This is a genomic window from Benzoatithermus flavus, assembly GCF_037908215.1.
Taxonomy (GTDB): Bacteria; Pseudomonadota; Alphaproteobacteria; order Geminicoccales; family Geminicoccaceae; genus Benzoatithermus; species Benzoatithermus flavus.
Map to the genome: position 1 here is coordinate 96,133 of NZ_JBBLZC010000013.1, position 24,742 is coordinate 120,874.

Annotated in this window: 28 protein-coding genes; 21 read left to right on the top strand and 7 right to left on the bottom strand. The window is 68.9% G+C overall.

Features of this window, described 5'->3' with window-relative positions; translation table 11 throughout:
* Positions 1-191 precede the first annotated feature (191 nt).
* The 3 genes from U1T56_RS14085 (at position 192) to U1T56_RS14095 (ending at position 2,639) form a co-directional block, all read left to right on the top strand.
* Entirely contained in the window at positions 192-719 is a 528-nt protein-coding gene (locus U1T56_RS14085) for an RNA polymerase sigma factor (RefSeq protein WP_418160120.1), read from the top strand.
* Positions 701-1,393, top strand: coding sequence for a hypothetical protein (locus U1T56_RS14090; protein ID WP_418160121.1), 693 nt, complete (start codon positions 701-703; stop codon positions 1,391-1,393). Before U1T56_RS14085 ends, U1T56_RS14090 begins: the two co-directional genes overlap by 19 nt.
* A 67-nt stretch (positions 1,394-1,460) precedes the next feature.
* Positions 1,461-2,639: an MFS transporter gene (locus tag U1T56_RS14095; RefSeq protein ID WP_418160122.1), complete on the top strand. Its 1,179-nt coding sequence runs from the start codon at positions 1,461-1,463 to the stop codon at positions 2,637-2,639.
* Between the two features lie 9 nt (positions 2,640-2,648).
* On the opposite strand, the gene U1T56_RS14100 is transcribed toward U1T56_RS14095, so the two are convergent.
* Complete coding sequence (locus tag U1T56_RS14100; RefSeq protein WP_418160123.1) at positions 2,649-3,032, bottom strand: acyl-CoA thioesterase; 384 nt, start codon at positions 3,030-3,032, stop codon at positions 2,649-2,651.
* A 37-nt stretch (positions 3,033-3,069) separates the two neighbouring features.
* Complete coding sequence (locus tag U1T56_RS14105; protein WP_418160124.1) at positions 3,070-4,314, bottom strand: sensor histidine kinase; 1,245 nt, start codon at positions 4,312-4,314, stop codon at positions 3,070-3,072.
* 196 nt (positions 4,315-4,510) lie between these two features.
* Here U1T56_RS14105 and U1T56_RS14110 point away from each other — a divergent pair, with 196 nt between their 5' ends.
* Together U1T56_RS14110 and parE are read left to right on the top strand one after the other, a co-directional pair.
* Entirely contained in the window at positions 4,511-4,855 is a 345-nt protein-coding gene (locus U1T56_RS14110; protein ID WP_418160125.1) for a carboxymuconolactone decarboxylase family protein, read from the top strand.
* Between the two features lie 313 nt (positions 4,856-5,168).
* Positions 5,169-7,142, top strand: a complete 1,974-nt coding sequence (parE, locus tag U1T56_RS14115; RefSeq protein WP_418160126.1) for a DNA topoisomerase IV subunit B — start codon at positions 5,169-5,171, stop codon at positions 7,140-7,142.
* 42 nt (positions 7,143-7,184) lie between these two features.
* On the opposite strand, the gene U1T56_RS14120 is transcribed toward parE, so the two are convergent.
* Both U1T56_RS14120 and U1T56_RS14125 read right to left on the bottom strand, forming a co-directional pair.
* The gene (locus U1T56_RS14120; RefSeq protein ID WP_418160127.1) at positions 7,185-7,601 is read right to left on the bottom strand and encodes a type II toxin-antitoxin system VapC family toxin; all 417 of its coding nucleotides are present in this window, start codon (positions 7,599-7,601) and stop codon (positions 7,185-7,187) included.
* Positions 7,598-7,846 (bottom strand): antitoxin, encoded by a 249-nt coding sequence (locus U1T56_RS14125; RefSeq protein ID WP_418160128.1) that lies wholly within the window; start codon positions 7,844-7,846, stop codon positions 7,598-7,600. The genes U1T56_RS14120 and U1T56_RS14125 overlap by 4 nt, the downstream gene beginning before the upstream one ends.
* A gap of 148 nt (positions 7,847-7,994) precedes the next feature.
* Between U1T56_RS14125 and U1T56_RS14130 the strand changes: the two genes are divergently transcribed.
* The 9 genes from U1T56_RS14130 (at position 7,995) to U1T56_RS14170 (ending at position 16,797) form a co-directional block, all read left to right on the top strand.
* Positions 7,995-8,546: a DUF4142 domain-containing protein gene (locus tag U1T56_RS14130; protein ID WP_418160129.1), complete on the top strand. Its 552-nt coding sequence runs from the start codon at positions 7,995-7,997 to the stop codon at positions 8,544-8,546.
* A gap of 207 nt (positions 8,547-8,753) precedes the next feature.
* Complete coding sequence (locus U1T56_RS14135) at positions 8,754-9,710, top strand: sugar-binding protein (protein WP_418160130.1); 957 nt, start codon at positions 8,754-8,756, stop codon at positions 9,708-9,710.
* A gap of 111 nt (positions 9,711-9,821) precedes the next feature.
* Positions 9,822-11,330: a sugar ABC transporter ATP-binding protein gene (locus U1T56_RS14140; RefSeq protein WP_418160131.1), complete on the top strand. Its 1,509-nt coding sequence runs from the start codon at positions 9,822-9,824 to the stop codon at positions 11,328-11,330.
* Between the two features lie 27 nt (positions 11,331-11,357).
* The gene (locus U1T56_RS14145) at positions 11,358-12,353 is read left to right on the top strand and encodes an ABC transporter permease (protein ID WP_418160132.1); all 996 of its coding nucleotides are present in this window, start codon (positions 11,358-11,360) and stop codon (positions 12,351-12,353) included.
* A gap of 317 nt (positions 12,354-12,670) precedes the next feature.
* Entirely contained in the window at positions 12,671-13,066 is a 396-nt protein-coding gene (locus tag U1T56_RS14150; protein WP_418160133.1) for a hypothetical protein, read from the top strand.
* Positions 13,053-14,093, top strand: a complete 1,041-nt coding sequence (locus U1T56_RS14155; RefSeq protein WP_418160134.1) for a sugar ABC transporter substrate-binding protein — start codon at positions 13,053-13,055, stop codon at positions 14,091-14,093. The genes U1T56_RS14150 and U1T56_RS14155 overlap by 14 nt, the downstream gene beginning before the upstream one ends.
* Positions 14,094-14,102: 9 nt before the next feature.
* Complete coding sequence (locus U1T56_RS14160; protein WP_418160135.1) at positions 14,103-15,620, top strand: sugar ABC transporter ATP-binding protein; 1,518 nt, start codon at positions 14,103-14,105, stop codon at positions 15,618-15,620.
* 11 nt (positions 15,621-15,631) lie between these two features.
* Positions 15,632-16,654, top strand: coding sequence for an ABC transporter permease (locus tag U1T56_RS14165; protein ID WP_418160136.1), 1,023 nt, complete (start codon positions 15,632-15,634; stop codon positions 16,652-16,654).
* A complete protein-coding gene (locus tag U1T56_RS14170) occupies positions 16,651-16,797 on the top strand; it encodes a hypothetical protein (RefSeq protein ID WP_418160137.1) in 147 nt (48 codons plus the stop codon). The genes U1T56_RS14165 and U1T56_RS14170 overlap by 4 nt, the downstream gene beginning before the upstream one ends.
* A 156-nt stretch (positions 16,798-16,953) precedes the next feature.
* Here the strand turns inward: U1T56_RS14170 and hslU are convergent, their stop codons facing one another.
* The 3 genes from hslU to U1T56_RS14185 all read right to left on the bottom strand — a co-directional run bounded on the left by hslU (position 16,954) and on the right by U1T56_RS14185 (position 19,174).
* A complete protein-coding gene (hslU, locus tag U1T56_RS14175; protein ID WP_418160138.1) occupies positions 16,954-18,264 on the bottom strand; it encodes an ATP-dependent protease ATPase subunit HslU in 1,311 nt (436 codons plus the stop codon).
* Positions 18,261-18,815: an ATP-dependent protease subunit HslV gene (gene hslV, locus U1T56_RS14180; protein ID WP_418160139.1), complete on the bottom strand. Its 555-nt coding sequence runs from the start codon at positions 18,813-18,815 to the stop codon at positions 18,261-18,263. Before hslV ends, hslU begins: the two co-directional genes overlap by 4 nt.
* 107 nt (positions 18,816-18,922) lie before the next feature.
* On the bottom strand, positions 18,923-19,174 hold the full coding sequence (locus U1T56_RS14185; protein ID WP_418160140.1) for a hypothetical protein: 252 nt from the start codon (positions 19,172-19,174) through the stop codon (positions 18,923-18,925).
* A gap of 748 nt (positions 19,175-19,922) precedes the next feature.
* On the opposite strand from U1T56_RS14185, the gene U1T56_RS14190 reads away from it, so the two are divergent.
* The 7 genes from U1T56_RS14190 to tolR all read left to right on the top strand — a co-directional run bounded on the left by U1T56_RS14190 (position 19,923) and on the right by tolR (position 24,703).
* A complete protein-coding gene (locus U1T56_RS14190; protein WP_418160141.1) occupies positions 19,923-20,669 on the top strand; it encodes a YebC/PmpR family DNA-binding transcriptional regulator in 747 nt (248 codons plus the stop codon).
* Positions 20,670-20,691: 22 nt separating this feature from the next.
* A complete protein-coding gene (gene ruvC, locus U1T56_RS14195) occupies positions 20,692-21,210 on the top strand; it encodes a crossover junction endodeoxyribonuclease RuvC (RefSeq protein ID WP_418160142.1) in 519 nt (172 codons plus the stop codon).
* Positions 21,207-21,818: a Holliday junction branch migration protein RuvA gene (gene ruvA / locus U1T56_RS14200; RefSeq protein WP_418160143.1), complete on the top strand. Its 612-nt coding sequence runs from the start codon at positions 21,207-21,209 to the stop codon at positions 21,816-21,818. The genes ruvC and ruvA overlap by 4 nt, the downstream gene beginning before the upstream one ends.
* Before the next feature lie 2 nt (positions 21,819-21,820).
* Entirely contained in the window at positions 21,821-22,858 is a 1,038-nt protein-coding gene (ruvB, locus tag U1T56_RS14205) for a Holliday junction branch migration DNA helicase RuvB (RefSeq protein ID WP_418160144.1), read from the top strand.
* Entirely contained in the window at positions 22,855-23,280 is a 426-nt protein-coding gene (gene ybgC, locus U1T56_RS14210; protein WP_418160145.1) for a tol-pal system-associated acyl-CoA thioesterase, read from the top strand. The genes ruvB and ybgC overlap by 4 nt, the downstream gene beginning before the upstream one ends.
* A gap of 198 nt (positions 23,281-23,478) precedes the next feature.
* A complete protein-coding gene (gene tolQ, locus U1T56_RS14215) occupies positions 23,479-24,201 on the top strand; it encodes a protein TolQ (protein WP_418160146.1) in 723 nt (240 codons plus the stop codon).
* Between the two features lie 4 nt (positions 24,202-24,205).
* Positions 24,206-24,703: a protein TolR gene (gene tolR / locus U1T56_RS14220; RefSeq protein ID WP_418160147.1), complete on the top strand. Its 498-nt coding sequence runs from the start codon at positions 24,206-24,208 to the stop codon at positions 24,701-24,703.
* Positions 24,704-24,742: the final 39 nt, after the last annotated feature.

Consider the following 24,742-nt stretch of genomic DNA (forward strand, 5'->3'; position numbering starts at 1 on the left):
TCTGTTGGGCTCGTCGGTGTGCCGCATCGTCGGCGGCACACGACGACAACGAGGCCGTGAGCGCCGCTAGTCCCGCGCGTCCGGGCTCGGGCGCGGCGGGGCGGCCATGCGTGGGCAGCATGGAATAGAAGGCGTTACGAATTCGTTGTCGCGACGGTCCGCGGTGCGAGGCTGCCGCTCGGGGAGCGGGGATGGACGAAGAAGAGCTCGTGGCGCTCTTGCCCAATCTGCGCCGGTTCGCGCGCGTGCTCTGCCGCGACGACGCGGAGGCGGACGATCTCGTGCAGAGCACCTGCGAGCGGGCGCTGCGTCGGGCCGACGGCTTCGCCCCCGGCACCAGACTCGATCGCTGGCTGTTCAAGATGATGCAGAATCTCTGGCTCGACCGGGCGCGCAGCGCGGCCACAAGACACCGCCACGTCGATCTCGATGCGGCGCGGGATCTCGTGGGCGCCGACGGGAGTCGCGACGGCGAGGCGCGGGTGATGCTCGCCCGGGTGCGCGCCCGGATCGCGGCTCTGCCGGAGCAGCAGCGGTTGGTGCTGGCTCTCGTCGTGGCCGAAGGGCTCGGCTACCGCGAGGCCGCGGAACGCCTGGGCGTGCCGATCGGCACGGTGATGAGCCGGCTCGCCCGCGCCCGCAGGAGCCTGTTCGACCTCGTGGGCGAGGGTGGGTCGGCAAGAGGGGAGAGCGCGCCCTCATGCCAAGCGCGGTGGTGATCGGGATGCCCATGAAGCTCGACGACGAGACCCTGATGGCCTACGCGGACGGCACGCTCGAGCCGGAACGGCTGCACGCAGTCGAAGAGGCGCTTGCCGGCGATGCGGCGGCGCGGGCCACGGTCGAGCGCTTCCGCGCGACGGGAGCCCTTCTGGCTCTGGCCTATCCCGAGGAGCCCGTGCCGGAGCTGCTCGAACGCCGGGTGCGGGCCATGGTGCGGCCGCACATCGGACGCCGGCAGCGCTGGACGCTGCCGCTGGCGGCGGGCGTGGCACTGACGCTGGGGCTGGTGGCGGGGTGGAGCGTGGCACGACACGGCGTCGATCCGCTGACCGCGGCCCTCGGGCGCACGCCCTCGGGCGAGAGCCGGGAGATCGCCGACGGACGGGCGATCACGCCGACGGCGACCTTCCGTGACACTGCCGGCCGCTGGTGCCGGGCGTTCGAGGAGGTCAGGGCCAGGGGCAAGGCGCTAGGGGCGGCATGCCGGGAGGCGGACGGCGCCTGGCGGCTCGTACTCCTCGTGCCCGAGGGAGTAGCCATGTCCGGTGACGGCTACGCTCCGGCCGGCGAGGAGCCGTCGCCGGGCGATGCGCTGCTCGCGACCCTGCGGGCGGGCGAACCGGTCGATGCGGCCACCGAGCGGGCGCTGATCCGGGGCGGCTGGCGCTGAGCGGGGATGACCGCGGCCGGGCATTCGGGCAAGAAGCCTTTCCCGATCCGCTCGCGAAAGGCCGAACATGCTGCCGCTCTCGACTCTCCGCCGTGCGCGCCGCGCCGTGGCTGCCGTCTTTCTCGTCAACGGCATCGTGTTCGGGAGCTGGGCGCCGCACATCCCGCTCGTGCAGGAGCGGCTGGCCTTGAGTCCGGCTGTGCTCGGCACGGCGCTGCTCGCGATCGCGGGCGGGGCGCTCGTCGCCATGCTGGCGAGCGGAGCCGTCATCGCCCGCTTCGGCAGCGCTCCCGTCACCGCGGCGAGCACGCTCGCCCTGTGCCTCGCCCTGCCCTTGCCGGTGCTGGCCCCGAATCTGCCGCTGCTGGTCGCGGCGCTGGCGTGCCTGGGGGCGGCGAACGGCCTCATGGACGTCGCCATGAATGCCCATGGTGTCGCGGTCGAGACGCGGCTGATGCGGCCGATCATGTCGTCCTTGCACGGCATGTACAGCCTGGGCGGCCTGATCGGCGCCGGTGTCGGCGCTCTTCTTCTGGAGATGCTGCCGCCCGCAGCGCACGTGCTCGCAACGGCGGGCGGGCTGCTTGCGGTGGCGCTCGTCGCCCTGCCGCGGCTCCTGCCGGGTCGGGTGGACGTGGGTGGCGAGGCCGGACCGCATTTCGTGCTGCCGAGCCGGACCACGCTGGGCCTGGGGGCGCTCTGCTTCCTCGTGATGATGAGCGAGGGATCGGCCCTCGACTGGAGCGCCGCTTATCTGCGTCACGATCTCGGAACGGGCACCAGCTTCGCCGCCGCCGGCTTCGCGGCGTTCTCGGCCGCGATGGCCGTGGGCCGCTTCGGCGGCGACCGGCTGCGCCAGCACGTGGGTGCGGTGGCGCTCGTGCGCGGGAGCGCGTTCCTGGCCGCGGCCGGGCTGGGGCTGGCGCTGCTCGTGGGCGTGCCAGTCGCGGCGGTCCTCGGCTTCACCTGCATGGGCCTCGGCCTTTCCAACCTCGTGCCGGTGCTCTTCGGCACGGCGGGCAGGCTGCCGGGACAGGAGCCGGGTGCGGCGATCGCGGCCACCGCGAGCGTGGGCTATCTGGGCTTCCTCGCCGGGCCGCCCTTGATCGGGCTGGCCGCGCAAGGAAGCTCGCTCGGCGTGGCGCTGGGGCTCGTCGTCCTCGCCTGCGGCCTCGTCGGCGCCTGCGCTGGAACCGTGCGGATCGCCGATGCGCCGCGGGCGCTCCCGGCCGGCGAGCGGCGCTAGCGGGGATGCTCAATCCTCGGCCGGGACGGGCCGTGGCTTGCGGTTGTCGTCGATGGCGACGCAGGTGAACCGGCCCTCGGTGACCTTGATCTCCTCGCTGGTGCGGCCGCGCCGGGCCCAGGTCTGGACGAGGAGCGTCATCGAGGTGCGCCCGACCCGGATCACCTGCGCGTAGCAGCTCACCACGTCGCCCACGAAGACGGGCTGATGGAAGGTCATCGCCTCGACCGCAACGGTCGCGACCCGGCCCTTCGCGCGCGCGAACGCTACCGTGCCGGCGGCGATGTCCATCTGCGCCAGGATCCAGCCGCCGAAGATGTCGCCCGAGGGATTGGTGTCGGCCGGCATGGCGAGCGTGCGCACCGCCGGCTCGGAGCCGCGAAGATCGGTCATCGCACCTTCCTTCGTTCCGATGGGGCGGCGCACCCGTTCAACCCGCCCGGTCGGGAGCCTGCAAGGAAATGACCAGCGAGAATTCGGTTCCCACGTCAAGCGGCCGTATCCGCAGCTCCGCCTTGAGCTGCTGCGCGAAGGCGGTGACGATGCGCATGCCGAGGCCCGTGCTGGCGTGGGGCGCGAAGCCCGGCGGCAGGCCCACGCCAGCATCCCGCACCGCGAGCACGACCCGGCTTTCCTCGGGCGCCTGGTCGAGGCAGACCTCGACCAGGCCGTCCTGCCGGCCGGGATAGGCGTATTTGGTGGCGTTCGTGACGAGCTCGTTGACGACGAGTGCTAGCGGGATCGCCCGGTCGGTGGCGATCGGCACGGGCTCGTCCGGCGTTCTCGCCACGACCTCGCCTTCGGGCCAGGCTGCGTTCAGGTCGGCACACAGGTCGACCAGATAGGCCGCGAGATCGATCACCCGGACGTCGTTGCTGCGGTAGAGACGCTGGTGCGCCCGGCCGATGGCGTTGATGCGGGTCGCAGCCTCGCGCAGCTCGTGGCGCACGTCGGGCTTGTCGGTGGCATTGGCCTGCAGGCTCAGCATGCTCGCCACGAGCTGCAGGCTGTTCTTGACCCGGTGGTTGACCTCGCGCAGCAGCACCTCGCGCTCCTCCACCATGGCGCGCAGGTCGCGCTCGATGCGCTGGCGCTCGATCGCCATGCCGAGCAGGTTCGCGACCCCTTGCAGGAAGGCGATGTCCTGCTCGCCGAACTCGCCGGGGGAGCGGCTGTCCACCTCGAGCACGCCGTAAGGGCGGCCTTCTCCTTGCAGGATGACGTTCATGGCGCGGCGGATGCCGTGCTCGACCAGGAGCTCGGGCGTGCGGAACCGCTCCTCGTTCTCGAGATGGTTCGAGATGACGGGCTTGCCGGTCCGGAGCGCGAAGCCCGCTGGCGAGGCCAGGTCGGCGCCGACGCTGGCCGTGCCGACGAGATGCGGCTCCCAGCCGACGCCGGCGCGCAGCAGGAGGCGGTTCTCGGCCGGGACATACTCCATGACCTTGCAGAACTCGGCTTCGAGGCCCTCGGCCGTGCACTGCACCGCATATTCCAAAAGCTCGGGGTAGGGTGTCCCTCGGAGCGCCCGCACGCCGAGCTCGGCCAGGATCTCCTGCTGCCGGACACGCAAGCGCAGCGCGCGCTCGGTGACCGTCTCGCCGGTGTTCCCGCAGGGCTTCGCTTCGACGACCGGTGTCGGGGAACCGGCCGCCGAGCCAGGGTTTGCTTTCATGACTGGTCCGGTCGGATCCGGTTTCGGGCTCGCTCACGGATGGATAAGCGCATCGGCTCGGGTGAGGAAGAGTGCTCGTGCCGCTCGCTCGTGCAAGCGAAGCCTAACATGTCCCGCCGTGGGACGGCGTGCCAGGATGACAGGGTGCGGCGGAAGCGCACGCCTTCCGGCCATATGCCCGCAACGGAGGAGTCGGATGAGCGAGGACCTCTACCCCAAGGCGACGCGCGAGCTCGCCGAGCTGCGACACCGGCTGGCGCCCGAAGCGGCCGATGCGTTCCGCACCTTCGGCGAGGTCGTGTTCAAGGACGGAGCGCTGCCGGCCAAGATCAAGCAGATCGTCGCCGTGGCCGTGGCCCACGTGACCCAGTGTCCCTACTGCATCCAGGGCCATACCAAGGCGGCCCTGAAGGCGGGTGCCACGCCCGAGGAGCTGATGGAGGCGGTCTGGGTCGCAGCCGAGATGCGCGCCGGTGGTGCCTTCGCCCATGCGACCCTGATGCTCGATACCGTCCAACGACGGAGTGCCGGGCAGGGTTGAGTGCAGGATCGCCGGCTCCGGGCCGGTGCGACCCGGTTTCCTGCCGGCGAGCCCGTTGACGATCGTCGACGAGGCCCGATCCAGCGGGTGGGCGCATCGGCCGCCATGCGGCGCGAGTCACACTCCGCCATAGCTTTTGCGGTGCGCCGATAAACGTTCTATATATGTTCTCGGTCGCGCCGCTTCCCGGCTTGACGGGGCACGACGGCTCCGACCATCAATTCGATGGCGCGTGCCGCAACCGCCGGTGCCGTTCCTTCCGGCCTTTGCAACGGCGCGCCGATCCTTGCCCGCAACGAACGGAACGGAGCGCATGACGGACCTGCTCGATCTCGCCGGCGACACGAGAGGCGGCGAGACCTACACCGCCCACGACATCGAGGTGCTGGAGGGCCTGGAGCCGGTCCGGCGGCGCCCTGGCATGTATATCGGCGGCACCGACGAGCGGGCCTTGCATCATCTCGTCGCCGAGGTGCTCGACAACGCCATGGACGAGGCGGTGGCGGGCCACGCCACCCGGATCGAGATCGAGCTTTCCGCCGCGAACCGGATCACGATCCGCGACAACGGCCGCGGCATCCCGGTCGATCCGCACCCGAAATTCCCGGACAAGAGTGCGCTCGAGGTGATCCTCACCACGCTGCACTCGGGCGGCAAGTTCGGCAGCAAGGCCTACGAGACCTCGGGCGGCCTGCACGGTGTCGGCGTTTCGGTCGTGAACGCGCTCTCGGCCGAGCTCGTGGTCGAGGTGGCGCGCCATCGCACGCTCTACACCCAGCGCTTCGCACGCGGCCTGCCTCTCGGGCCGCTCACCACCATCGGTGCGGCACCCAACCGGCGCGGCACCACGGTGAGCTTCATTCCCGACCCCGAGATCTTCGGGCAGGCCGCGCGCTTCCGGCCCGAGATCCTGCACCGCATGGCGCGGAGCAAGGCCTATCTCTTCCGTGGGGTCGAGATCCGCTGGAAATGCGATCCCTCGCTGCTCGAGGCGGGCGGGCCGGTGCCGGCCGAGGAGACCTTCCACTTTCCCCAAGGTCTCGCCGACTTCCTGAAAGCGCTCCTGAACGGGCGCGACCTCGTGGCCGACGAGCCGTTCACGGGCGAGGCGGCGCTGGATGGCGGGGCCAAGGTCGAGTGGGCGGTGGCCTGGCCGATCGACGAGGAGACCTATGCCGGCTGGTACTGCAACACCGTGCCGACACCTCTGGGCGGCACGCACGAGGCGGGCCTGCGCTCGGCGCTGCTCAAGGGCCTCAAGGCCCACGCCGAGCGGATCGGCTTCAAGCGGGCGAGCGCGGTCACGGCCGAGGACGTGATGGGCGGGGTGTGCATCCTGCTCTCGCTGTTCATACGCCAGCCGCAGTTCCAGGGCCAGACCAAGGAGCGGCTGGTCTCGCCCGAGGCCGCGCGCCTCGTCGAGGGTGCGGTGCGCGACCGGTTCGAGCTCTGGCTCGGCAGCCATCCGGCGACGGCCACGGCCGTGCTCGAGCACGTGGCACGCCGGGCCGAGGAGCGGCTCGCTCGCAGGAAGGCCAAGGAGGAGGTCGGGCGCAAATCGGCGACGCGCAAATTGCGCCTGCCGGGCAAGCTCGCCGACTGCGCGCGGGAGGCGCGGGACGGGACCGAGATCTTCATCGTCGAGGGCGATTCGGCCGGCGGCTCGGCCAAGCAGGCCCGCAATCGCGAGACGCAGGCGATTCTGCCTCTGCGCGGCAAGATCCTGAACGTGGCCTCGGCCACGGCCGACAAGCTCGCCGCCAACAAGGAGCTGGCCGATCTGGTGACGGCCCTGGGCTGCGGGGCGGGCAAGCATTTCCGCTACGACGAGCTGCGCTACGAGAAGGTCATCGTCATGACCGACGCGGACGTCGACGGCGCCCACATCGCGGCCCTGCTCATGACGTTCTTCTTCCGCGAGCTGCCGAAGCTGATCGAGCGCGGCCATCTCTACCTGGCGCAGCCGCCGCTCTATCGCCTCAGCCACGGCGGCACGGTGGCCTATGCCAGGGACGAGAAGGACCGGGAACGGCTCCTTGCCACCGTGTTCAAGGGCAGGAAGAACGTCGAGATCGGGCGCTTCAAGGGGCTCGGCGAGATGAACCCGCAGCAGCTCAAGGAGACCACGATGGACCCCTCGAGGCGCCAGCTCCTGCAGGTGCGGATCGAGGACGTCGCGGGCAAGCCCACGGCCCAGCTCGTCGAGGAGCTGATGGGCCGGAGGCCCGAGCTGCGCCTCGCCTTCATCCAGGAGAACGCGCAGCTCGTGAAGGAGCTGGATGTCTGACGCTGCGCCGTCATGGGGAGCAGAGCGGGGCCAGTCGTTCGGTCAGGCCTCGTGGCTCCAATCCTGCCACGCGAGCCCGGGCACGTGCGCGAACTCGGCGACGTTCGCCGTGACCAGCGTGGCTCCGGTCCTGAGCGCCTGGGCCGCGATGAGCAGATCGTAGGCTTCGATCGGGCTTCCTGCCACCTGCAGCTCGGCACGCAGCTCGCCGGCGATCGCGGCATCCTCCGCCTCGAAGGGGACGATGCCTATGTCGCCGGAGAGAAAGATGCGTAGCCGCTCCGTGTTCTCGCGCCGGTATTGGCTGCGGGCCACGCCGTACCACAGCTCGTAGAGCACGACCGTAGGCACCGCGACCGACGCCCCTTCGGCCATGACGTCCCGCAGCCGCTCACGCACCATGGCTGGCCGGTTCCGGAGCACGGCGACGACGAGATTGGTGTCGAGCAGGTAGCTCAACCGAACAGATCCTCCGTCTCGGGCATGGGCGGCTGATCGCGGCCATCCTCCATGAACGGGACCGCGGCGAACCGGTCGAGCGCTGCGAACCAAGCGTCGAGATCGGTTTGGATGGGCTCGAGAAGGATGCCGCCCTCGACCCGACGCACGCGCACGCGGTCGCCGGGCAGCCGGAAGGCTGACGGCAGGCGCACGGCTTGGCTGCGGCCATGCTTGAAGATGCGTGCGATACCGGTGTCGGCCATGATGGCTCCATCGTGATAGATATCAATGATATATACCGATACGAGCCGTGCACAAAGCCGGGCGAGGCTATCGGGAGGGGTGCTCCGGAACCGGCTCGGCCGCTCCGCGTTGGCCTGTCGGACACAGGCCCAACCGGAGCATCGTCCCATGTCGCGCATCGAGCTCGCCGTTCCGGCGCTGGCTCTCGCCCTGGCGGCAGCCGCCATCCAGCCCTCCGCTCACGCTCAGCAGGCCGCGACCACGGGCGGCCCGGCGGCGTTCGCGCCGGCCGATCTCGAGTTCGTGCTGAAGGCTGCGGACGGCGGCCTCGCGGAGGTGGCGCTCGGCAATCTGGCGCAGGAGAAGACGGGCTCCGACGAGGTGAAGAAGTTCGCCCGGCGCATGGTCGAGGACCACACCAAGGCGAACGACGCGCTCGTGAAGCTCGCGATGGAGCGCGGCACCAAGCCGCCGCAGCGGTCTTCCGAGATCGCACAGGAGGTCGAGAAGACGATGCGCGCCTATGCCGGCAAGGAGTTCGACGAGGTCTACGTGGCGGAGCAGGTGGGCGCGCACGTGACGACCGTGGCCCTGTTCCAGCACGCAGCCGAGCACGCCAGGACGCCGGAGCTGCGCGACTTCGCGAAGCGGACCCTGCCGACCCTGCAGGAGCATCTGAAAGAAGCCCAGGCCCTGATGCAGAGGAGCTCGGGTGGCTGAAGCCATGGCTTGCGGCCGCATCACGGCGGCCGCAGCAGCCCGCACAGCCGGTCCCGATCGAGCCCCGTCCACGGAGATTTTCGGTTGACCGGACGGGGACTGGCACGCACGTTCAAGCCGGTCGTGCCGGTCGTGATACCAGTTGGCGGCAGGACCGGCGCGCCGAGCGCGTGATCGAGAAGATCGAAGCAGGATCAGGGACGCAAGATGCAAAGACGGCACATCCTCTCGCTGTTCGCGGCCATCCTCGCCGGCACGGTCGCGGCCGGCGCCGTGTCGGCGCAGGAGAAGAAGACCTTGGCGCTGGTGACCAACGCCTCGGCCGATTTCTGGACCATCGCCCGGCGCGGCGTCGAGAAGGCGCAGAGCGAGCTTCCGAACTACAAGACCGAGATGTACGTGGTCTCGGAGGCGACCGCGGCCGAGCAGCGCCGCATCCTCGACGACCTCCTCACCCGCGGTGTCGCCGGTGTCTCGATCAGCGCCATCGACCCCGCCAACTCGACCGAGATCCTGAACAAGGTGGCCGAGCAGGCCGTCCTGTTCACGACCGACAGCGACGCGCCGCAGAGCAAGCGCGTGCTCTACATCGGCACCGACAACCGCCAGGCGGGCGAGCAGGCGGGCGAGCTGATCAAGAAGGCGCTGCCCGACGGCGGCAGGATCATGCTGTTCGTGGGCACGATGGGTGCCGCCAACGCCCGCGAGCGCGTGGAGGGGATCAAGAAGGCGCTCGAGGGCTCGAAAGTCGAGATCATCGACATCCGCACCGACGAGGTCGACTTCGCCCGCGCCAAGCGCAACGTCGAGGACACGCTGACCAAGTACCCCGACATCAGCGCGCTCGTCGGCCTCTACTCCTACAACACGCCGCAGATCGTCGAGGCCGTGCGCGCCGCCGGCAAGCAGGGCCAGGTCAAGGTGATCGGCTTCGACGAGGACCCGGTGACGCTGCGCGGCATCGCCGACGGCATCGTCGAGGCCACCGTCGTCCAGCAGCCGTTCGAGTTCGGCTATCAGTCGATGAAGCTGCTCGCCCGCTACATCGAGGGCGACCGGTCGTTCATCCCCGAGAACCACCTGATGATCATCCCGACCAAGGTGATCGACAGCTCGAACGTCGCCGAGTTCCAGAAGACGATGAAGGAGCTGCTCCGCAAGTGAGCGGCTGAGGCCCCTACTCCGACCCTCCCCCGCCGCAGGTGGGAGAGGGTCGATCGCGCAGCGATCGAGCGGGTGGGGGCTCTTCCATCCATGTCCAGGGCGACGCGTCGGATGCAGGCGGCACCTTTCCTCGAGCTGCGGAACATCGGCAAGACCTATCCGGGTGTGACGGCGCTCGCCGGCGTCGGCCTTGCGGTCGCGCGCGGCGAGGTCGTGGGCCTCATCGGCGAGAACGGAGCCGGCAAGAGCACGCTCATGAAGGTCCTGGGCGGGGTCGTGGCCCCGAACACCGGGACCATCGTCATCGACGGGGTCGAGCACCAGGCGCTCAGCGTGACGCAGTCGATGGCGGCCGGCATCGCCTTCGTCCACCAGGAGCTCAACCTCTTCGACAATCTCGACGTCGCGGCCAACATCTTCATCGGCCGCGAGCCGCTTCAGGGTGGACCCTTGCGGCTCGTCGACCGGGCGCGGCTCCATGGGATGGTGGAACCCTTGCTGCGGCGGCTCAACGTCGACTTCGGGCCGGAAACGCCCGTAGCCGAGCTCTCGATCGCCCAGCGGCAGATGGTCGAGATCGCGAAGGCACTCTCGCTCGACGCGCGGCTCATCATCATGGACGAGCCGACCTCGAGCCTCACCCTGTCCGAGACCGAGCGGCTGCTCTCGGTCGTGGCCGAGCTGAAGGCCCAAGATGTCAGCGTCATCTACATCACGCATCGCCTGGGCGAGATCAAGGCCTGCGCCGACCGGGTCGTGTGCTTGCGCGACGGGCGGATGGTGGGCACGCTCGCGAAGGACGAGATCACGCACGGTGCGATGATCCGGCTCATGATCGGCCGCGACCTCAAATCGCTCTACATCCCGCCCAAGGTGCGGCCGAGCGAGGGCTGCGTGATCCGGGACCTCCGGACGGCGGCCTTCCCGGACCGGACCGTGAGCCTCGACATCCGGCGCGGCGAGATCCTGGGGCTCGCGGGCCTGATCGGCTCGGGCCGGACCTCGCTCGCCCGTACCCTCTTCGGGATCGACCCGGCCTTGGGCGGCGAGATCCGCCTCGACGGCGAGAATGTACGCATCCGCTCGCCGCGCGATGCGATCCGGCGCGGGATCTATCTTGCACCCGAGGACCGCAAGCGCTCGGGCCTCGTGCTCGACATGCCGATCCGCGAGAACGTGACGCTGGCGGGGCTCGGTGCTTACGCGCGCTGGTGGCTCGTGCGACGCGGGGCCGAGGCCGAGGCGGCCGAGCGGGAGCGGCGGCGGCTCGGGATCAAGGCGCCCTCGATCGACGTGCCGGTCATCACACTCTCGGGCGGCAACCAGCAGAAGGTGGTGCTCGCGAAGTGGCTCTCGATGCGGCCGAAGCTCATCGTCTTCGACGAGCCCACACGCGGCATCGACGTGGGCGCCAAAAGCGAGATCTACGAGCTCTTACGCGATCTCGCCGACAATCGCGTCGCCATCCTCATGATCAGCAGCGACATGGAGGAGGTGATCGGGGTGAGCGACCGCATCGCCGTGATGCACGAAGGCACCATCAGCGGCTTTCTCGAGCGGCACCAGTTCAGCGAGCGCAACGTGCTCGAGCTCGCGGTCGGCCACCGGCTCGCGGCCTGAAGAGACATCAGGGAAGAACGCCTCGCCATGCACAAGAAGGATCTCGGGCTTCTCGTTCTCATCCTCGTCGTGGGCGCCATCACGGCGATCTTGAATCCGCGCTTCCTCTCGCCCGTGAACCTCGTCAACATGGCGAACCTGATCGGGCTCTTCGGCCTGTTCAGCCTGGGCGAAGGTCTCGTCATCATCACCGGGGGCATCGAGCTTTCGGTGGGCTCGATGTTCGCGCTGATCGGCGTGATCTTCATCGATCTCGGCATCAACCGGGGCGTGCCCTGGCAGCTCGTGCTGCCGATCGCGATCGGGCTCGGCGTGACCTTGGGCGCCATCCACGGCTTCCTCGTGACCAAGCTCAAGATCCAGCCCTTCGTCGTCACGCTGTGCGGGCTCCTGATCTATCGCGGCATCGCACGCTGGTACATGAACGACGCCACGATCGGCTTCGGCTACGGCGACGAGTTCGAGACCCTCTCCTGGCTCGCGGCGGGGCGCACCTTCGGCATCCCGCACACCTTCTTGGCACTCCTCATCGTGGCGGCGATCATGGGGATCGTCCTGCACCGCTCGGTCTACGGCCGCTATCTCTTCGCCGTCGGCAAGAACGAGGAGGCGGCACGCTTCTCGGGCATCAACACCGAGCTCGTCACCGCCACCGCCTACATCATCAGCGGGGCCCTGGCCGGGCTCTCGGCCGTGTTCATCGCCTTCTACACGAGCTCGGTCAGCCCCTCGGCGCACGGCAACTTCTACGAGCTCTACGCCATCGCCGCGGCGGTGCTCGGCGGCTGCAGCTTGCGGGGCGGGGAGGGGTCGATCCTGGGCATCCTCCTCGGCACCGTGCTCCTTCAGATCCTCCAGAACCTCGTCAACCTCCTCGGCATCCCGAGCTCCCTCAACTTCGCGGTCATGGGGACGGTGATCCTGATCGGCGTGCTCGCCGATCAGGAGCTGCAGCGCCGCCGGGCGCGCCGGGTGGCGCTCGCTGCCCAGGCGTCCAAGGTGGCGGTGCCGGCGCGCGCCTGAGCTTGCCCCCTGTTCCAGAGTTGCTGTCCCGTCATTGCGACGCCTCCAACGAGGTCCTGATCCATGCGGCCGAGAGGCGCACCTTGCGTTCCGTACATGCCGGGATTCAGAGCACGCCGGACCGTTTCCGCCCGACGCGCTGTGGGCCGAGATCGGGCGGTTGTGGTGTTGGCCTGCAAGGAGCCGAACGGCCCGGCCTCGATCGCCTCACCCCACCGTGACCTTGCCGTCGTCTCGCCTGACCGGTCCCGGCGCTGGTGAATCTTGGGTCCGTCCAGCCGGCGGGCGGAGCGACGATGCGGGGCGGATCGGCAGCAATGGCGGCGCCGACGACGCCGGACGCGGTGCCGGCCTGGGCCGCGGCGGTCGGGCATTCCTCGCTGGGCGAGACCCTGCGAAGCTCGCTCTCGTTCTATCCGACCGTCGAGACCCTCCATATCGTGGGCCTCGCCCTTTTGGTCGGCGCCATCGCCGCCTTCGACGTGCGGATGGTGGTCCGGGCCGCTTTCATGTTGATGCTGTGTACGGCCGGTGCGAGCGAGCCGCCGCCGTGCGCGGGTGGTGCGCCGGACGCTCAGCCATGCGCGCCGGTGAAGGGTCACGCCGCCCCGCGGCCATTGCCAAGCCGCGCGAAGCCCGCCACATTGCCGCGCATCCGATCGCTCTTCGGCAGCAAGATGCCTGACAGGGAGGCAAGGAATGAGCGTGGGTGATCAGGTCTCGCCCGAGACCCGCCGATCCTTCGTGCGTAAGGTGACGGGCTCGGCCGCAGCGGCAGGAGCGCTCTTGGGCGGCTTCGGCTTCGATCCCATGATCGCGGCCGCCATGGCCCAGGAGATGGGCCGCTCGGAGAAGCCCCTGAAGGCCGCGTTCTCGAATGCCGGGCTCCAGGCCACCTGGTGCGCGCAGGGCAAGCAGGCGGCCGAGTTCTGGGGCAAGCTGTTCAACGTCGAGGTGACCTGGTTCGACGGCGAGCTCGCGGCCCCGAAGCAGCGCGCCGCCATCGACAACATGGCCTCCCAGAAGTGGGACTTCGTGGCGATCCAGGCCTTCGGCATCGGCACGCTCACCGACCCCGTCAAGCGCATGATCGACGCCGGCACGCCCGTCATCGACATGGACACGCTGATCGCCCCCTTGGACCAGATCAACGTCCACAGCTTTCTCGCCCCCGACAACGAGTTCATGGGGGCTTCGGTCACCCAGGCCCTGGTCGATGCCATGAACGGCGAGGGCACCATCGTCATGACCCAGGGTGCCTTGGGCCACACCGGGGCGCAGGGCCGCGCCAAGGGTTTCCACTCGGTGATCTCGAAGTACCCGAAGATCCAGGTGCTCGACGAGCAGCCGGCCGACTGGGACGTGACCAAGGTGGCCAGGATCTGGGACAGCATCCTCACCAAGCACAAGGACATCACCGCCGCCTTCTTCCACAACGACGACATGGCGCTCGCCGCCTACAACGTGATGAAGGCGCGCGGCCGGACCAACATTCTCCTGGGTGGTGTGGACGCCATGCCGCCCGCGATCGAGGCCGTGATCGACGGGCGGATGCACGCCACGGTGCGCAACCCCTCCTGCCGCATCCATGGCGGGGCGATCATCGCCGGCGTCGCGGCCGTCCTGGGCGAGAAGAGCGGCGAGGGCGGGATCCCGAAGCACGTCGTCACCGACGGACCGGTGGTCACGAAGTCGAACGCGCCCGGCATGCTCTGGATGCAGAAGCACTTCCTGATCTGAGCAGAGGACATGGTCGAGAAGCCCGCAGGCGGGAACGGCCGGCCGATCCTGGAGATGAGCGGGATCGGCAAGAGCTTCGGCGGCGTGACGGCGCTCTCGGGCGTCGACTTCACGCTGCGCGAAGGCGAGGTGCACGGGCTGATCGGCGAGAACGGCGCCGGCAAGTCGACGCTCATGAAGATCGTCGCCGGCGTGCACGGCACGTACGACGGCGAGATGCGCATCGACGGCCGGCCCGTCCGTTTCCGCTCGGCGCGCGACGCGCTCGCGGCCGGGATCGGCATGGTCCATCAGGAGCTCTCGATCGTCCCGAGCCTCTCGGTGGCCGAGAACGTGTTCCTCGGCCACCAGCTCACCAACGGCGCCGGCATCGTCCGCTGGCGCGCCATGGCGAAGGAGGCGAAGGTGCACCTCGCCCGGCTCGGCATCGACATCGACCCCGGTGCCGAGGCCGGCCGGCTGCCCTTGGGCCTGCAGCAGCTCGTCGAACTCGGCCGGGTGCTGTTCAGCGGTGCTAGGATTATCATCCTGGACGAGCCGACCTCGGCCCTCTCGCCGCCCGAGATCGAGCGGCTGTTCACGGTGCTGCGGCGGCTCAAGGCCGAGGGTACGAGCTTCATCTTCATCTCGCACTTCCTCGAGGACGTGCTCGCGGTCTCGGACCGAGTGACGGTGTTCCGCAACAGCCGGCGCATCGCCACGGCGAACGCCGCCGAGGTCGACAAGCACTGGCTGATCGAGCGCATGATCGGCCGCGGCCACCAGGAGCTCGAGGAGGCGCTGGAAGGCGAGGTCAGGCTCGCAACCCCCGAGGCTGCTCCGGTCGTGCTGGAGGCCGAAGGGCTCGTCCGCAAGGGGGCGTTCGCCGACGTCTCCTTGCAGGTCCGGGCGGGCGAGGTCCTGGGCCTTTACGGCTTCATGGGCTCGGGCCAGCTCGAGGTCGCGAAGACGCTCATGGGCAAGCTGGTACCCGAGGCCGGCTCGATCCGCATCGACGGCCGACCCGTGCGCCTCAGCAGCACGGCGCAGGCGAAGCAGGCAGGGATCGCGCTCGTCCCGGAGAGCCGGCGCTCGATGCTGTTCGCCGACGAGCCGGTCTACAAGAACATCTCGATCAGCATCCTCGAGCGGATCGGCAAGCTCCTGCTCGACCCGGCCGAGGAGCGGAAGATCGCGCAAGGCCATGTGGACCGCCTGCGCATCCGGCCCTACTCGGTCGAGCCGCCGCTGCGTGCACTCTCGGGCGGCAACCAGCAGAAGGTGGCGCTGGCGCGCTGGCTCACCCACCTGCCCAAGGTCCTGGTGCTGGCCGAGCCTACGCGCGGCATGGACGTGGGTGCGAAGGACGACGTGGTCCACATCGTCAGAAGCCTCAAGGCGGAAGGGGTCGGCATCGTCGTGGCTTCCGCCGAGCCCGAGACGGTGATGGCGTTGGCCGATCGGATCGTGGTCATGCGCAAAGGGACGATCACCCGCGAGTTCAGGAACGAAACGGTGAGCAAGGACCGCTTGCTCGCTGCGGCATGAGGCAGGGGAAGATGGCGGCGCAGGTACCCCAGGGACAGCTCGCGGCACCTTCCGGCGGCATCGGGAGCTGGCTCGCGGCGCGGCTCACCAACATCGCACCCCTGATCACGCTGCTCTTCCTGATCGCGGTGTTCAGCGCCTTGAGCCCGTCGTTCGCGACGGTGGACAATCTCGGCAACATCCTGCGCCAGGTCTCGATCACGGCGATCATCGCCACCGGGCTCACCTTCGTGATCCTCACGGCCGAGATCGACCTCAGCGTCGCTGCTGTGGCGAATGCCGCCGGCATCGTGGTCGCGTTCTTCACGCTGCAGGAGTCCTACGTCAACATCGCGAACGTGCCGCTGCCGGGCTGGCTCGCGATCCTGTGCGGGCTCGCTGCCTGCTTCGCGCTGGGTGTGGCCAACGCCTTCGGCGTCACGGTGATCGGCATCCCGTCCTTCATCATGACGCTCGCCATGCTGCAGATCGGAGCCGGCATCTGCGCCATGCTGGTCCGCGGCCAGATCGCCTATGCCGTGCCGCCGCTGATCAAGACCCTGGGTTCAGGCACGATCGGCCCGTTCCCCTGGATCGTCGTCATCGCGGCCCTGTTCCTGCTCGTCGGCCACCTCGTCCTGACCTACACCCGCTTCGGCCGCTACGTGTACATGGTGGGCGGCAACCGCGAGGCGGCGGAATATGCCGGCGTCAACGTGAAGCGGGTGCTCGCGGCCGTGATGATCATCTCGGCCGTCTGCTCGGGCATCGCCGGCATGCTGGGGGTCGCCTATTTCGGCAGCGCGCAGCAGAACGAGTTCGACGAGTTCCTCTTGGATTCGATCGCTGCCGTGGTGGTGGGCGGCACGAGCCTGTTCGGCGGCCGGGGCGGGATCGGCAACACGATCCTCGGCCTGTTCGTGCTGGGCGTGCTCAACAACGGCCTCGACCACATCGACATCGACAGCTTCTTGAAGATCCTGATCCGCGGCCTGATCCTGCTGCTGGCACTCGTCATCAACGTGTACGCCCAGAAGCTGCGCCAGCGGGCGTGAGCTGGATCGCCCTTCGGGCATGTGCCAGTTTTTACCGTGCCGGCCTCCCGGCGCCGGACGCGTTCGCGGGCGAGGTGATCGCGGCCCTCGCCCGCGCCGGCGTTTTCCGCCTGCGCGCCTGCCTCGTCGGCACCATGGCCTAGCGATGCTATCCGGCGCTGCTCGGAGTCCGGCGGCCCACCGCGACCGCGCACCGAGGATCTCGTCCGGTTCCACGGCATCAGGTCGGCACCGGCGAGGCCGCCGGCGGCGTCTCGAACCCGACGTAGCCGGGGCGCCGGCGGGCCTGCTCGGCCCTGCTAGAGGATGAACTTGCTCAAATCCGTATTCGCCACGAGGTCGCCGACCTGACGGCGGACATAAGAAGCATCGATCGTGATCGCTTCGCCACTGCGGTCGGAGGCGGTGAAGCTCACCTCCTCGACCAGCCGCTCCATCACGGTCTGCAGCCGGCGGGCACCGATGTTCTCGACCTTGCTGTTGACCTCGTGCGCGAGCGTCGCGATCTCGGCGATGGCATCCTCGGTGAAGCGGAGCTCAATGCCCTCCGTAGCCATGAGCGCCGTGTACTGCTTGATCAGGCTCGCTTCCGGCTCGACCAGGATGCGGGCGAGGTCGTCGCGGCTCAGAGGATCGAGCTCGACCCGGATCGGTAGACGGCCCTGCAGCTCGGGCAGAAGGTCCGAGGGCTTGCTGAGATGGAAGGCGCCGCTCGCGATGAACAGGATGTGGTCGGTCCTGACCGCACCGTACTTGGTCGTGACCGTCGTGCCCTCGATCAGGGGCAGAAGGTCGCGCTGCACCCCCTCGCGGCTGACGTCGGCCCCGATCCGGCCTTCGCGGGCGCTGATTTTGTCGATCTCGTCCAGGAACACGATGCCGTTCTGCTCGGTGGCGGCGACGGCCTCGCGGGTGACGCGCTCCTGATCGAGGAGCTTGTCGCTCTCCTCGGCCATCAGCACCTCGTAGCTCTGCGCCACGGTGAGCTTCTTGCGCTTGGTCCGGCCGCCGAACGCCTTGCCGAAGATGTCGCCGAGATTGATCATGCCCATCTGCGCACCGGGCATGCCGGGAATGTCGAAGGTCGGCAGGCTGGCCGCACCCGTGTCCTGGACGTCGATCTCGATCATCCGCTCGGCGAGATGGCCGTCGCGCAGCATGCGGCGGAACTTGTCGCGGGTCTCCTTGGCGGCGCCGCTGCCGACGAGCGCATCCAGCACGCGCTCCTCGGCGTTGAGCTCGGCCTGCGCCGCGACTTCCTTGCGGAGCCGGTCACGGGTGAGCTTCATCGCGATCTCGACGAGGTCGCGCACGATGCTCTCGACGTCGCGGCCGACATAGCCGACCTCGGTGAACTTGGTCGCCTCGACCTTGAGGAAGGGAGCCTGCGCCAGGCGCGCGAGGCGGCGCGCGATCTCGGTCTTGCCGCAGCCCGTGGGTCCGATCATCAGGATGTTCTTCGGCAGAACCTCCTCGCGCAAGGACTCGTCGAGCTGCATCCGCCGCCAGCGATTGCGCAGCGCTATCGCGACCGCCCGCTTCGCCGCCCCTTGGCCCACGATGAACCGGTCGAGCTCGGAGACGATCTCTCTAGGGGTGAGCGCGGTCATCGCTGGTCCAAGGTCTCGATGATGATGCTGTCGTTGGTGTAGACGCAGATTCCGGCCGCGATCTTCATCGCCTTCCTCGCGATGTCCTCGGCCGAGAGCCCGTCGATGTCGACGAGCGCCTTGGCGGCGGCAAGGGCGTAAGCGCCACCCGAGCCGATGCCGATGAGCCCGTCCTCGGGCTCGAGCACGTCGCCGTTGCCGGTCAGCACCAGGGAAACGTCGGCGTCGGCCACGGCCATCATCGCCTCGAGCCGGCGGAGATAGCGATCGGTGCGCCAGTCCTTGGCGAGCTCGACGCAGGCACGGGTGAGCTGGCCCGGATGCCGCTCGAGCTTGGCCTCGAGCCGCTCGAGCAGGGTGAAGGCGTCGGCGGTGCTGCCGGCGAAGCCGGCCAGGATCGATCCACCGCCCAGGCGGCGCACCTTGCGCGCGTTGCTCTTGATGACGGTCTGATTGAAGCTGACCTGGCCGTCCCCGGCCATCGCCACCTGCCGGCCTTTGCGGACGGAGAGGATGGTGGTGCCGTGCCAGCTCGGCGGCTTTTGCTCCATGGGGCCTCGCGTTGCAAAGGCGACACCGGTCCTGCCGGCGCCGCCCGACGGCGAGGCATGTGGTCGCCGCGGCGGCTGCGATCAAGACGCCGCGGCGTGGCACAAGCTCAGGAATCCTCGGCAGCGCGTCGGGTTTCCAGGTCGCGCACCGCCTCGGTCAGCAGGCGGAGCGTGTCGATCAGGCTCGCTTCGTCGCGCAGGCGGAAGGCGGTCGCCACCAGCACCGCCGCGCTGACGACCGGCTCCAGAGCCGCGATCTCGGCTTCGAGCACGGCATCCCGCTCGCTCGATCCCTTCTCGTTGCCGTTGGCCGGGGCGAGTTGCCAGCCGAAGTCGATCCGCGCTTGGGAGCTGTTCATGCAGGCATCCTCCTGTTCGAGAGCCGAGGAGCGACAGGACCCTTCCATAAAAAGCACGCCCCCGCAGCGGAGGCGGCGGGGGCGAAGTGAGGGAGGGAGGCACCGTCTGACTTGACGGGATCAAGCTAGCGCAGTCTCGCTGCCAATGCAACCCGAAAAGTAGCGGACAAATAACTTTTTATCCTATAACGCGAAACGAGCGGTCGTATTCGAGCAGAATTCGCTCGAAACTTTACGGATTTTTTCGACAGATCATGGTTTGCAGGTGCGCGCAGCCGCATCGGCCTCCCGACCCGAAGCCCGGTCTCGCTGAACGTAGGGATTTGCTTCAAATGCCATAAAAGGAGCGGCGGCATTCTTCTCTGCCGCTGCTCCTCGCAGGCGCCACTCCGGAGGCTTGGGTCTCGCCGGACGCGAAAGCCGAACGACCCGCCGCCGCTTCGCGCCGCTGCCGTCGCAGCACATGCCGGAAAGTGGTGGCCCGGTACGACCACCACCGTCCATTTCACATCATGAGATGACGGCCATCTTATGTCAACGATTTCATTCGCTCCTTTAAACCTATGATTCCTTGTCGTATTGTGACTTCCGCTGGGTAGAGCCTCCGCATGACGCTCCGGTCTGCGGCAGGATGGTTCCGTCGGCTGCATGGATGATGCGGCCCGGTGACGCCATCTGGTCGTGCCGGCACCCTCTCTGCTATAGAGCCGCTCACATCGATCGATACGCAACCCATCCCTGAAGCGTCATGGCAGGTCATTCGCAGTTCAAGAACATCATGCATCGCAAGGGCCGCCAGGATGCGGTCCGGGCGAAGCTGTTCACGCGCCTCCAGCGCGAGATCCAGGTGGCGGCGAAATCGGGCCTGCCCGATCCGGCCGCCAATCCGCGCCTGCGTGCCGCCATTCAGGCCGCGAAGGCGGCCAACATGCCCAAAGACAACATCGAGCGCGCGATCAAGCGCGGTCAGGGCGGTGAAGCCGAGAACTACGACGAGGTGCGCTACGAGGGCTACGGGCCGGGCGGTGTCGCCGTGATCGTGGAGGCGCTGACCGACAACCGGAACCGGACCGCGAGCGCTGTCCGCTCGACCTTCGGCAAGCACGGCGGTACGCTCGGCGAGACCAACAGCGTGAGCTTCCAGTTCAACCGCGTGGGTTCGATCCGCTATCCGGCTGCTGTGGCCAGCGCCGACGACATGCTCGAGGCCGCGATCGAGGCCGGGGCCGAGGACGTCGAGAGCAGCGAGGAGGGACACGAGATCTTGTGCGCTCCCGACGACCTCGCCGCCGTGCAGGAGGCGCTGGAGAAGCGCTTCGGCGCACCCGAGCAGGCGATCCTCACCTGGAAGCCGCAGGTCACGGTGCCGGTCGACGACGAGAAGGCCGAGAGTCTGTTCAAGCTTCTCGAAGCCCTCGACGAGAACGACGACGTGCAGCGCGTGATCGCGAACTTCGAGGTCTCCGAGGCGGCGCTCGCCCGGATCGCCGGCTGAGCGGCGGACGAGGGGCCGCGCCATGCTCCTCCTGGGCCTCGATCCGGGCTTGCGCCACACCGGGTGGGGCCTGCTCGATGCGCGCGGCAACCAGCTCCGCTTCGTCGCCTGCGGCGTCGTCCACACCGATGGCGAAGCCGATCTCGCCCGGCGCCTGGGCGGGCTCTACGATGGCCTCGCGGCCGTGATCGCCGCGCACCGGCCCGTCGAGGCCGCGGTCGAGGAGACCGTGGTGAATCGCAACCCGCTCTCCTCCTTGAAGCTCGGCCACGCGCGCGGTGTCGTCCTGCTCGTGGCGACGCATCACGGCCTGCCGGTCACCGAGTATGCCGCAAAGCAGGTCAAGCGCGCGGTGACGGGTACGGGTGGTGCCGCCAAGGAGCAGGTCGCCACCATGGTCCGCTATCTTCTGCCGGGCTGCGGCGAGGTCGGGGCCGATGCCGCCGACGCCCTTGCGGTCGCGATCTGCCATGCCCATTTCCGGGCGGGTCGGGCCCGGATCGCGGCCCGGCTCACCCGAGAGGCGGAACGGATTCCATGATCGCGCGGCTGCGCGGCACGCTCGCCGGCGTCGGCGAGGACCATGTCATCGTCGATGTCGGCGGGGTCGGCTATCTCGTGACGGTCGCACCCGCCACGCTCGGGCGCCTGCCGTCGGTCGGGGAGGCGGTCGAGCTGCATACCGAGCTTCATATGCGCGAGGACGGGATCAGCCTCTACGGCTTTCTCGAGGCCTCGGACCGCGTCTGGTTCCGGCTGCTCCAGACCGTGCAGGGCGTGGGGGCACGGGTGGCGCTCTCGCTTCTCGGCACGCTGCGCCCGCACGAGCTCGCGAACGCGATCGCCGCCGGCGACAAGGCGGCCTTGGGCCGGGCGAGCGGTGTCGGCAGCCGGCTCGCGGCGCGGATCGTGAGCGAGCTGAAGGACCGGGTCGGCAGCCTGCCACAAGCACAGGCGCCCGCCGGAGTCGCGCCGGTGGCGGTGGCGAGCCTGGGCGGGCCCGCCAACGACGCGCTCTCGGCCCTGCTCAATCTCGGCTATGCGCGCGTCGAGGCCTATGCGGCGATCGCCCGGGTCCAGGCCCGGCTCGGGACCGATCTGCCGGTCGACGTCATGGTGCGTGAGGGCTTGAAGGAGCTGGTGGCTTGAGCATGGAGCAGCGTCTGGTGAGCCCCGCTCCGGCCAACGAGGATGCGGATGTCAGCCTGCGCCCGAAGCGCCTCGCCGAGTTCATCGGCCAGGCCCAGCTTCGGGCCAATCTCGCCGTGTTCATCGAGGCGGCGCGGACGCGCGGCGACGCGCTCGATCACGTTCTGTTCGCGGGGCCGCCGGGCTTGGGCAAGACCACGCTCGCCCAGATCGTGGCGGGCGAGCTCGGCGTGGGCTTTCGTCTGACGTCGGGGCCGATCATCCAGCGGGCGGGCGACCTCGCCGCGATCCTGACCAACCTGCAGCCGCGCGACGTCTTGTTCATCGACGAGATCCACCGGCTGCAACCGACGGTCGAGGAAATCCTCTATCCGGCGATGGAGGACTTCAAGCTCGACCTCATGATCGGCGAGGGGCCGGCGGCGCGCTCGATCCGCCTCGATCTGCCGCCGTTCACGCTCGTCGGCGCCACGACCCGCACCGGTCTTCTCACCACGCCGTTGCGCGACCGGTTCGGCATCATCGCGCGCATGGAGTTCTACGAGGTTGCGGAGCTCCAGGACATCGTGCTGCGCGGGGCGCGGCTGCTCGGGCTCGAGCTTCTGCCCGAGGGGGCGCACGAGATCGCACGCCGGGCGCGCGGCACGCCGCGCGTCGCGAACCGTCTTTTGCGCCGGGTGCGCGACTTCGCGACCATCGACAAGGCGGGAAGGCCGGTCGACCGCGAGCTCGCCGATCTGGCGCTGCGCCAGCTCGAGGTCGACGATCTCGGCCTCGACAGCCTGGACCGCCGTTACCTGCGGGCGATCGCCACCAACTACGGCGGCGGCCCGGTCGGGATCGACACGATGGCGGCCGCCCTTTCCGAGCAGCGCGACACGCTCGAGGAAACGGTGGAGCCGTTCCTTCTGCAGCAGGGCCTGCTCCAACGCACGCCGCGCGGCCGGCTTTTGACCCGTGCCGCCTGGCAGCATCTGGGGCTCACCGCACCTCCGGCACTCGCGATGCAGGTGGATCTGTTCGGAGGTGAGGAGACGTGACGGGGCGCCCGCCGGCGCATGTCCTTCCGGTACGCGTCTATTACGAGGACACGGACGCGGCCGGAATCGTCTACCACGCCAACTATCTCAAGTTCGCCGAGCGGGCGCGCACCGAACTCTTACGCGAGTTCGGCTTCGACCATCGCGGGCTCGCGGGCGAGACGGGCATCGCGTTCGCCGTCTCGCGCTGCGCCATGCGCTTCCTGGCGCCCGCCCGGCTCGACGACCTGCTCGCCGTGCACACGGATGTGATCGACCTGAGCGGGGCCCGGCTCGCGCTCGAGCAGCGGATCCATCGGGAGGAGCAGCTCCTCGTGCGGCTCGAGCTGACGCTCGCCGTCGTGGATCTCGCCACGCTGCGTCCGCGGCGTCTGCCCGAAACGCTGCGGCAGCGCTTCGCCGCCGCTATCGCGGGTAGCTGATCGGGGCTAGCGCAGCAATTGGCAGGCGATCTCACGGGCGGCGTTCTCTACCCTTGACACTTTCGCCCGCCGCCATCATTACGAGCATCGGCGGCAAGTAGAGCAGCGTTTGAACAGTTCGGCGCAAGTTCCTGATCCCGTAGCTCTTTCCTTTCGGGCAATCTGTCGCCCCAACTCCGCGCCATCGGGTTTCACGAGATGGAAGACACCGCGATCCACGCCGCAGGCCTGGCCAGCGCGGCCCACGGGCCGAGCTTCTTCGAGCTGTTCCTGCAGACCGATCTCGTGACCAAGGCCGTGATCCTGCTCCTGATCGCGGCTTCGCTCTGGTGCTGGACGATCATCTTCGACAAGACCTTCCGGCTCGCCCGGCTCACCCACAAGGCCAACGCCTTCGAGCGCGCCTTCTGGTCGGGAGCGCCGCTCGACGAGCTCTATCGTCGGCTCGCCAAGCGCGCCGACCACCCGATGGCGCTCATGTTCGCGACCGCCATGGAGGAGTGGCGGGATTCGCCGAAGACCACCGAGGTGAGCTTCAACCGCGGCCTCGTCGGCCGGATCGGGCAGGTGATGGACCTTACCATGGACCGCGAGGTGGAGAGCCTCGAGAAGAACCTGTCCTGGCTCGGCACGATCGCCTCCACCGCCCCGTTCGTGGGTCTGTTCGGCACGGTCTGGGGCATCATGAACAGCTTCCAGGCGATCGCCGCCACCAAGAACACCACGCTCGCGGTCGTGGCGCCCGGGATCGCCGAGGCGTTGTTCACGACGGCCTTGGGCCTCATGGCCGCGATCCCGGCCCTCGTCGCCTACAACAAGCTCTCGGGCTCGATCGAGAGCTACGCCAACCGCCTCGGCAGCTTCGCCGACGAGTTCGCCGTCGTGCTCTCGCGCGAGCTCGACGCCGCCAAGGTGGCCTGAGCCCATGGGTGCGAAGGTCCAGCCGAAGATTCCGGACGACGTCGACGAGGGCCGTCGGCGCCGACGGCGGCGCGCGCGGGGGGCGATGGTCGAGATCAACATGACGCCGCTCGTCGACGTCATGCTGGTGCTGCTGATCGTGTTCATGATCACCGCGCCCATGCTGACCTCGGGCGTCGCCGTGGATCTGCCCGAGGCCGCGAGCTCGCCGCTGCCGGGCCAGGACGAGCCCCTGAGCGTCACGGTCGACGCCAAGGGGAAGATCTATCTGCAGGAGAGCGAGATCGCACTCGACCAGCTCGCACCGCGGCTCCAGGCGATCACGGGCCGGAAGCCCGACGCCCGGATCTTCGTCCGTGGAGACAAGGGGATCGACTACGGTACGGTGATGAGCGTGGTCGGCGCCATCAACCAGGCCGGATTCAACAAGGTGGCGCTTCTGACCGAAGCACCGTCGGGCCGCGCGGCGAGGACGGCATCGACCGCCTCGCCGGCGCGCTGAGCGCCGCCAAGCCCGGCGCTCCGGCCGACGGCCGCCTCT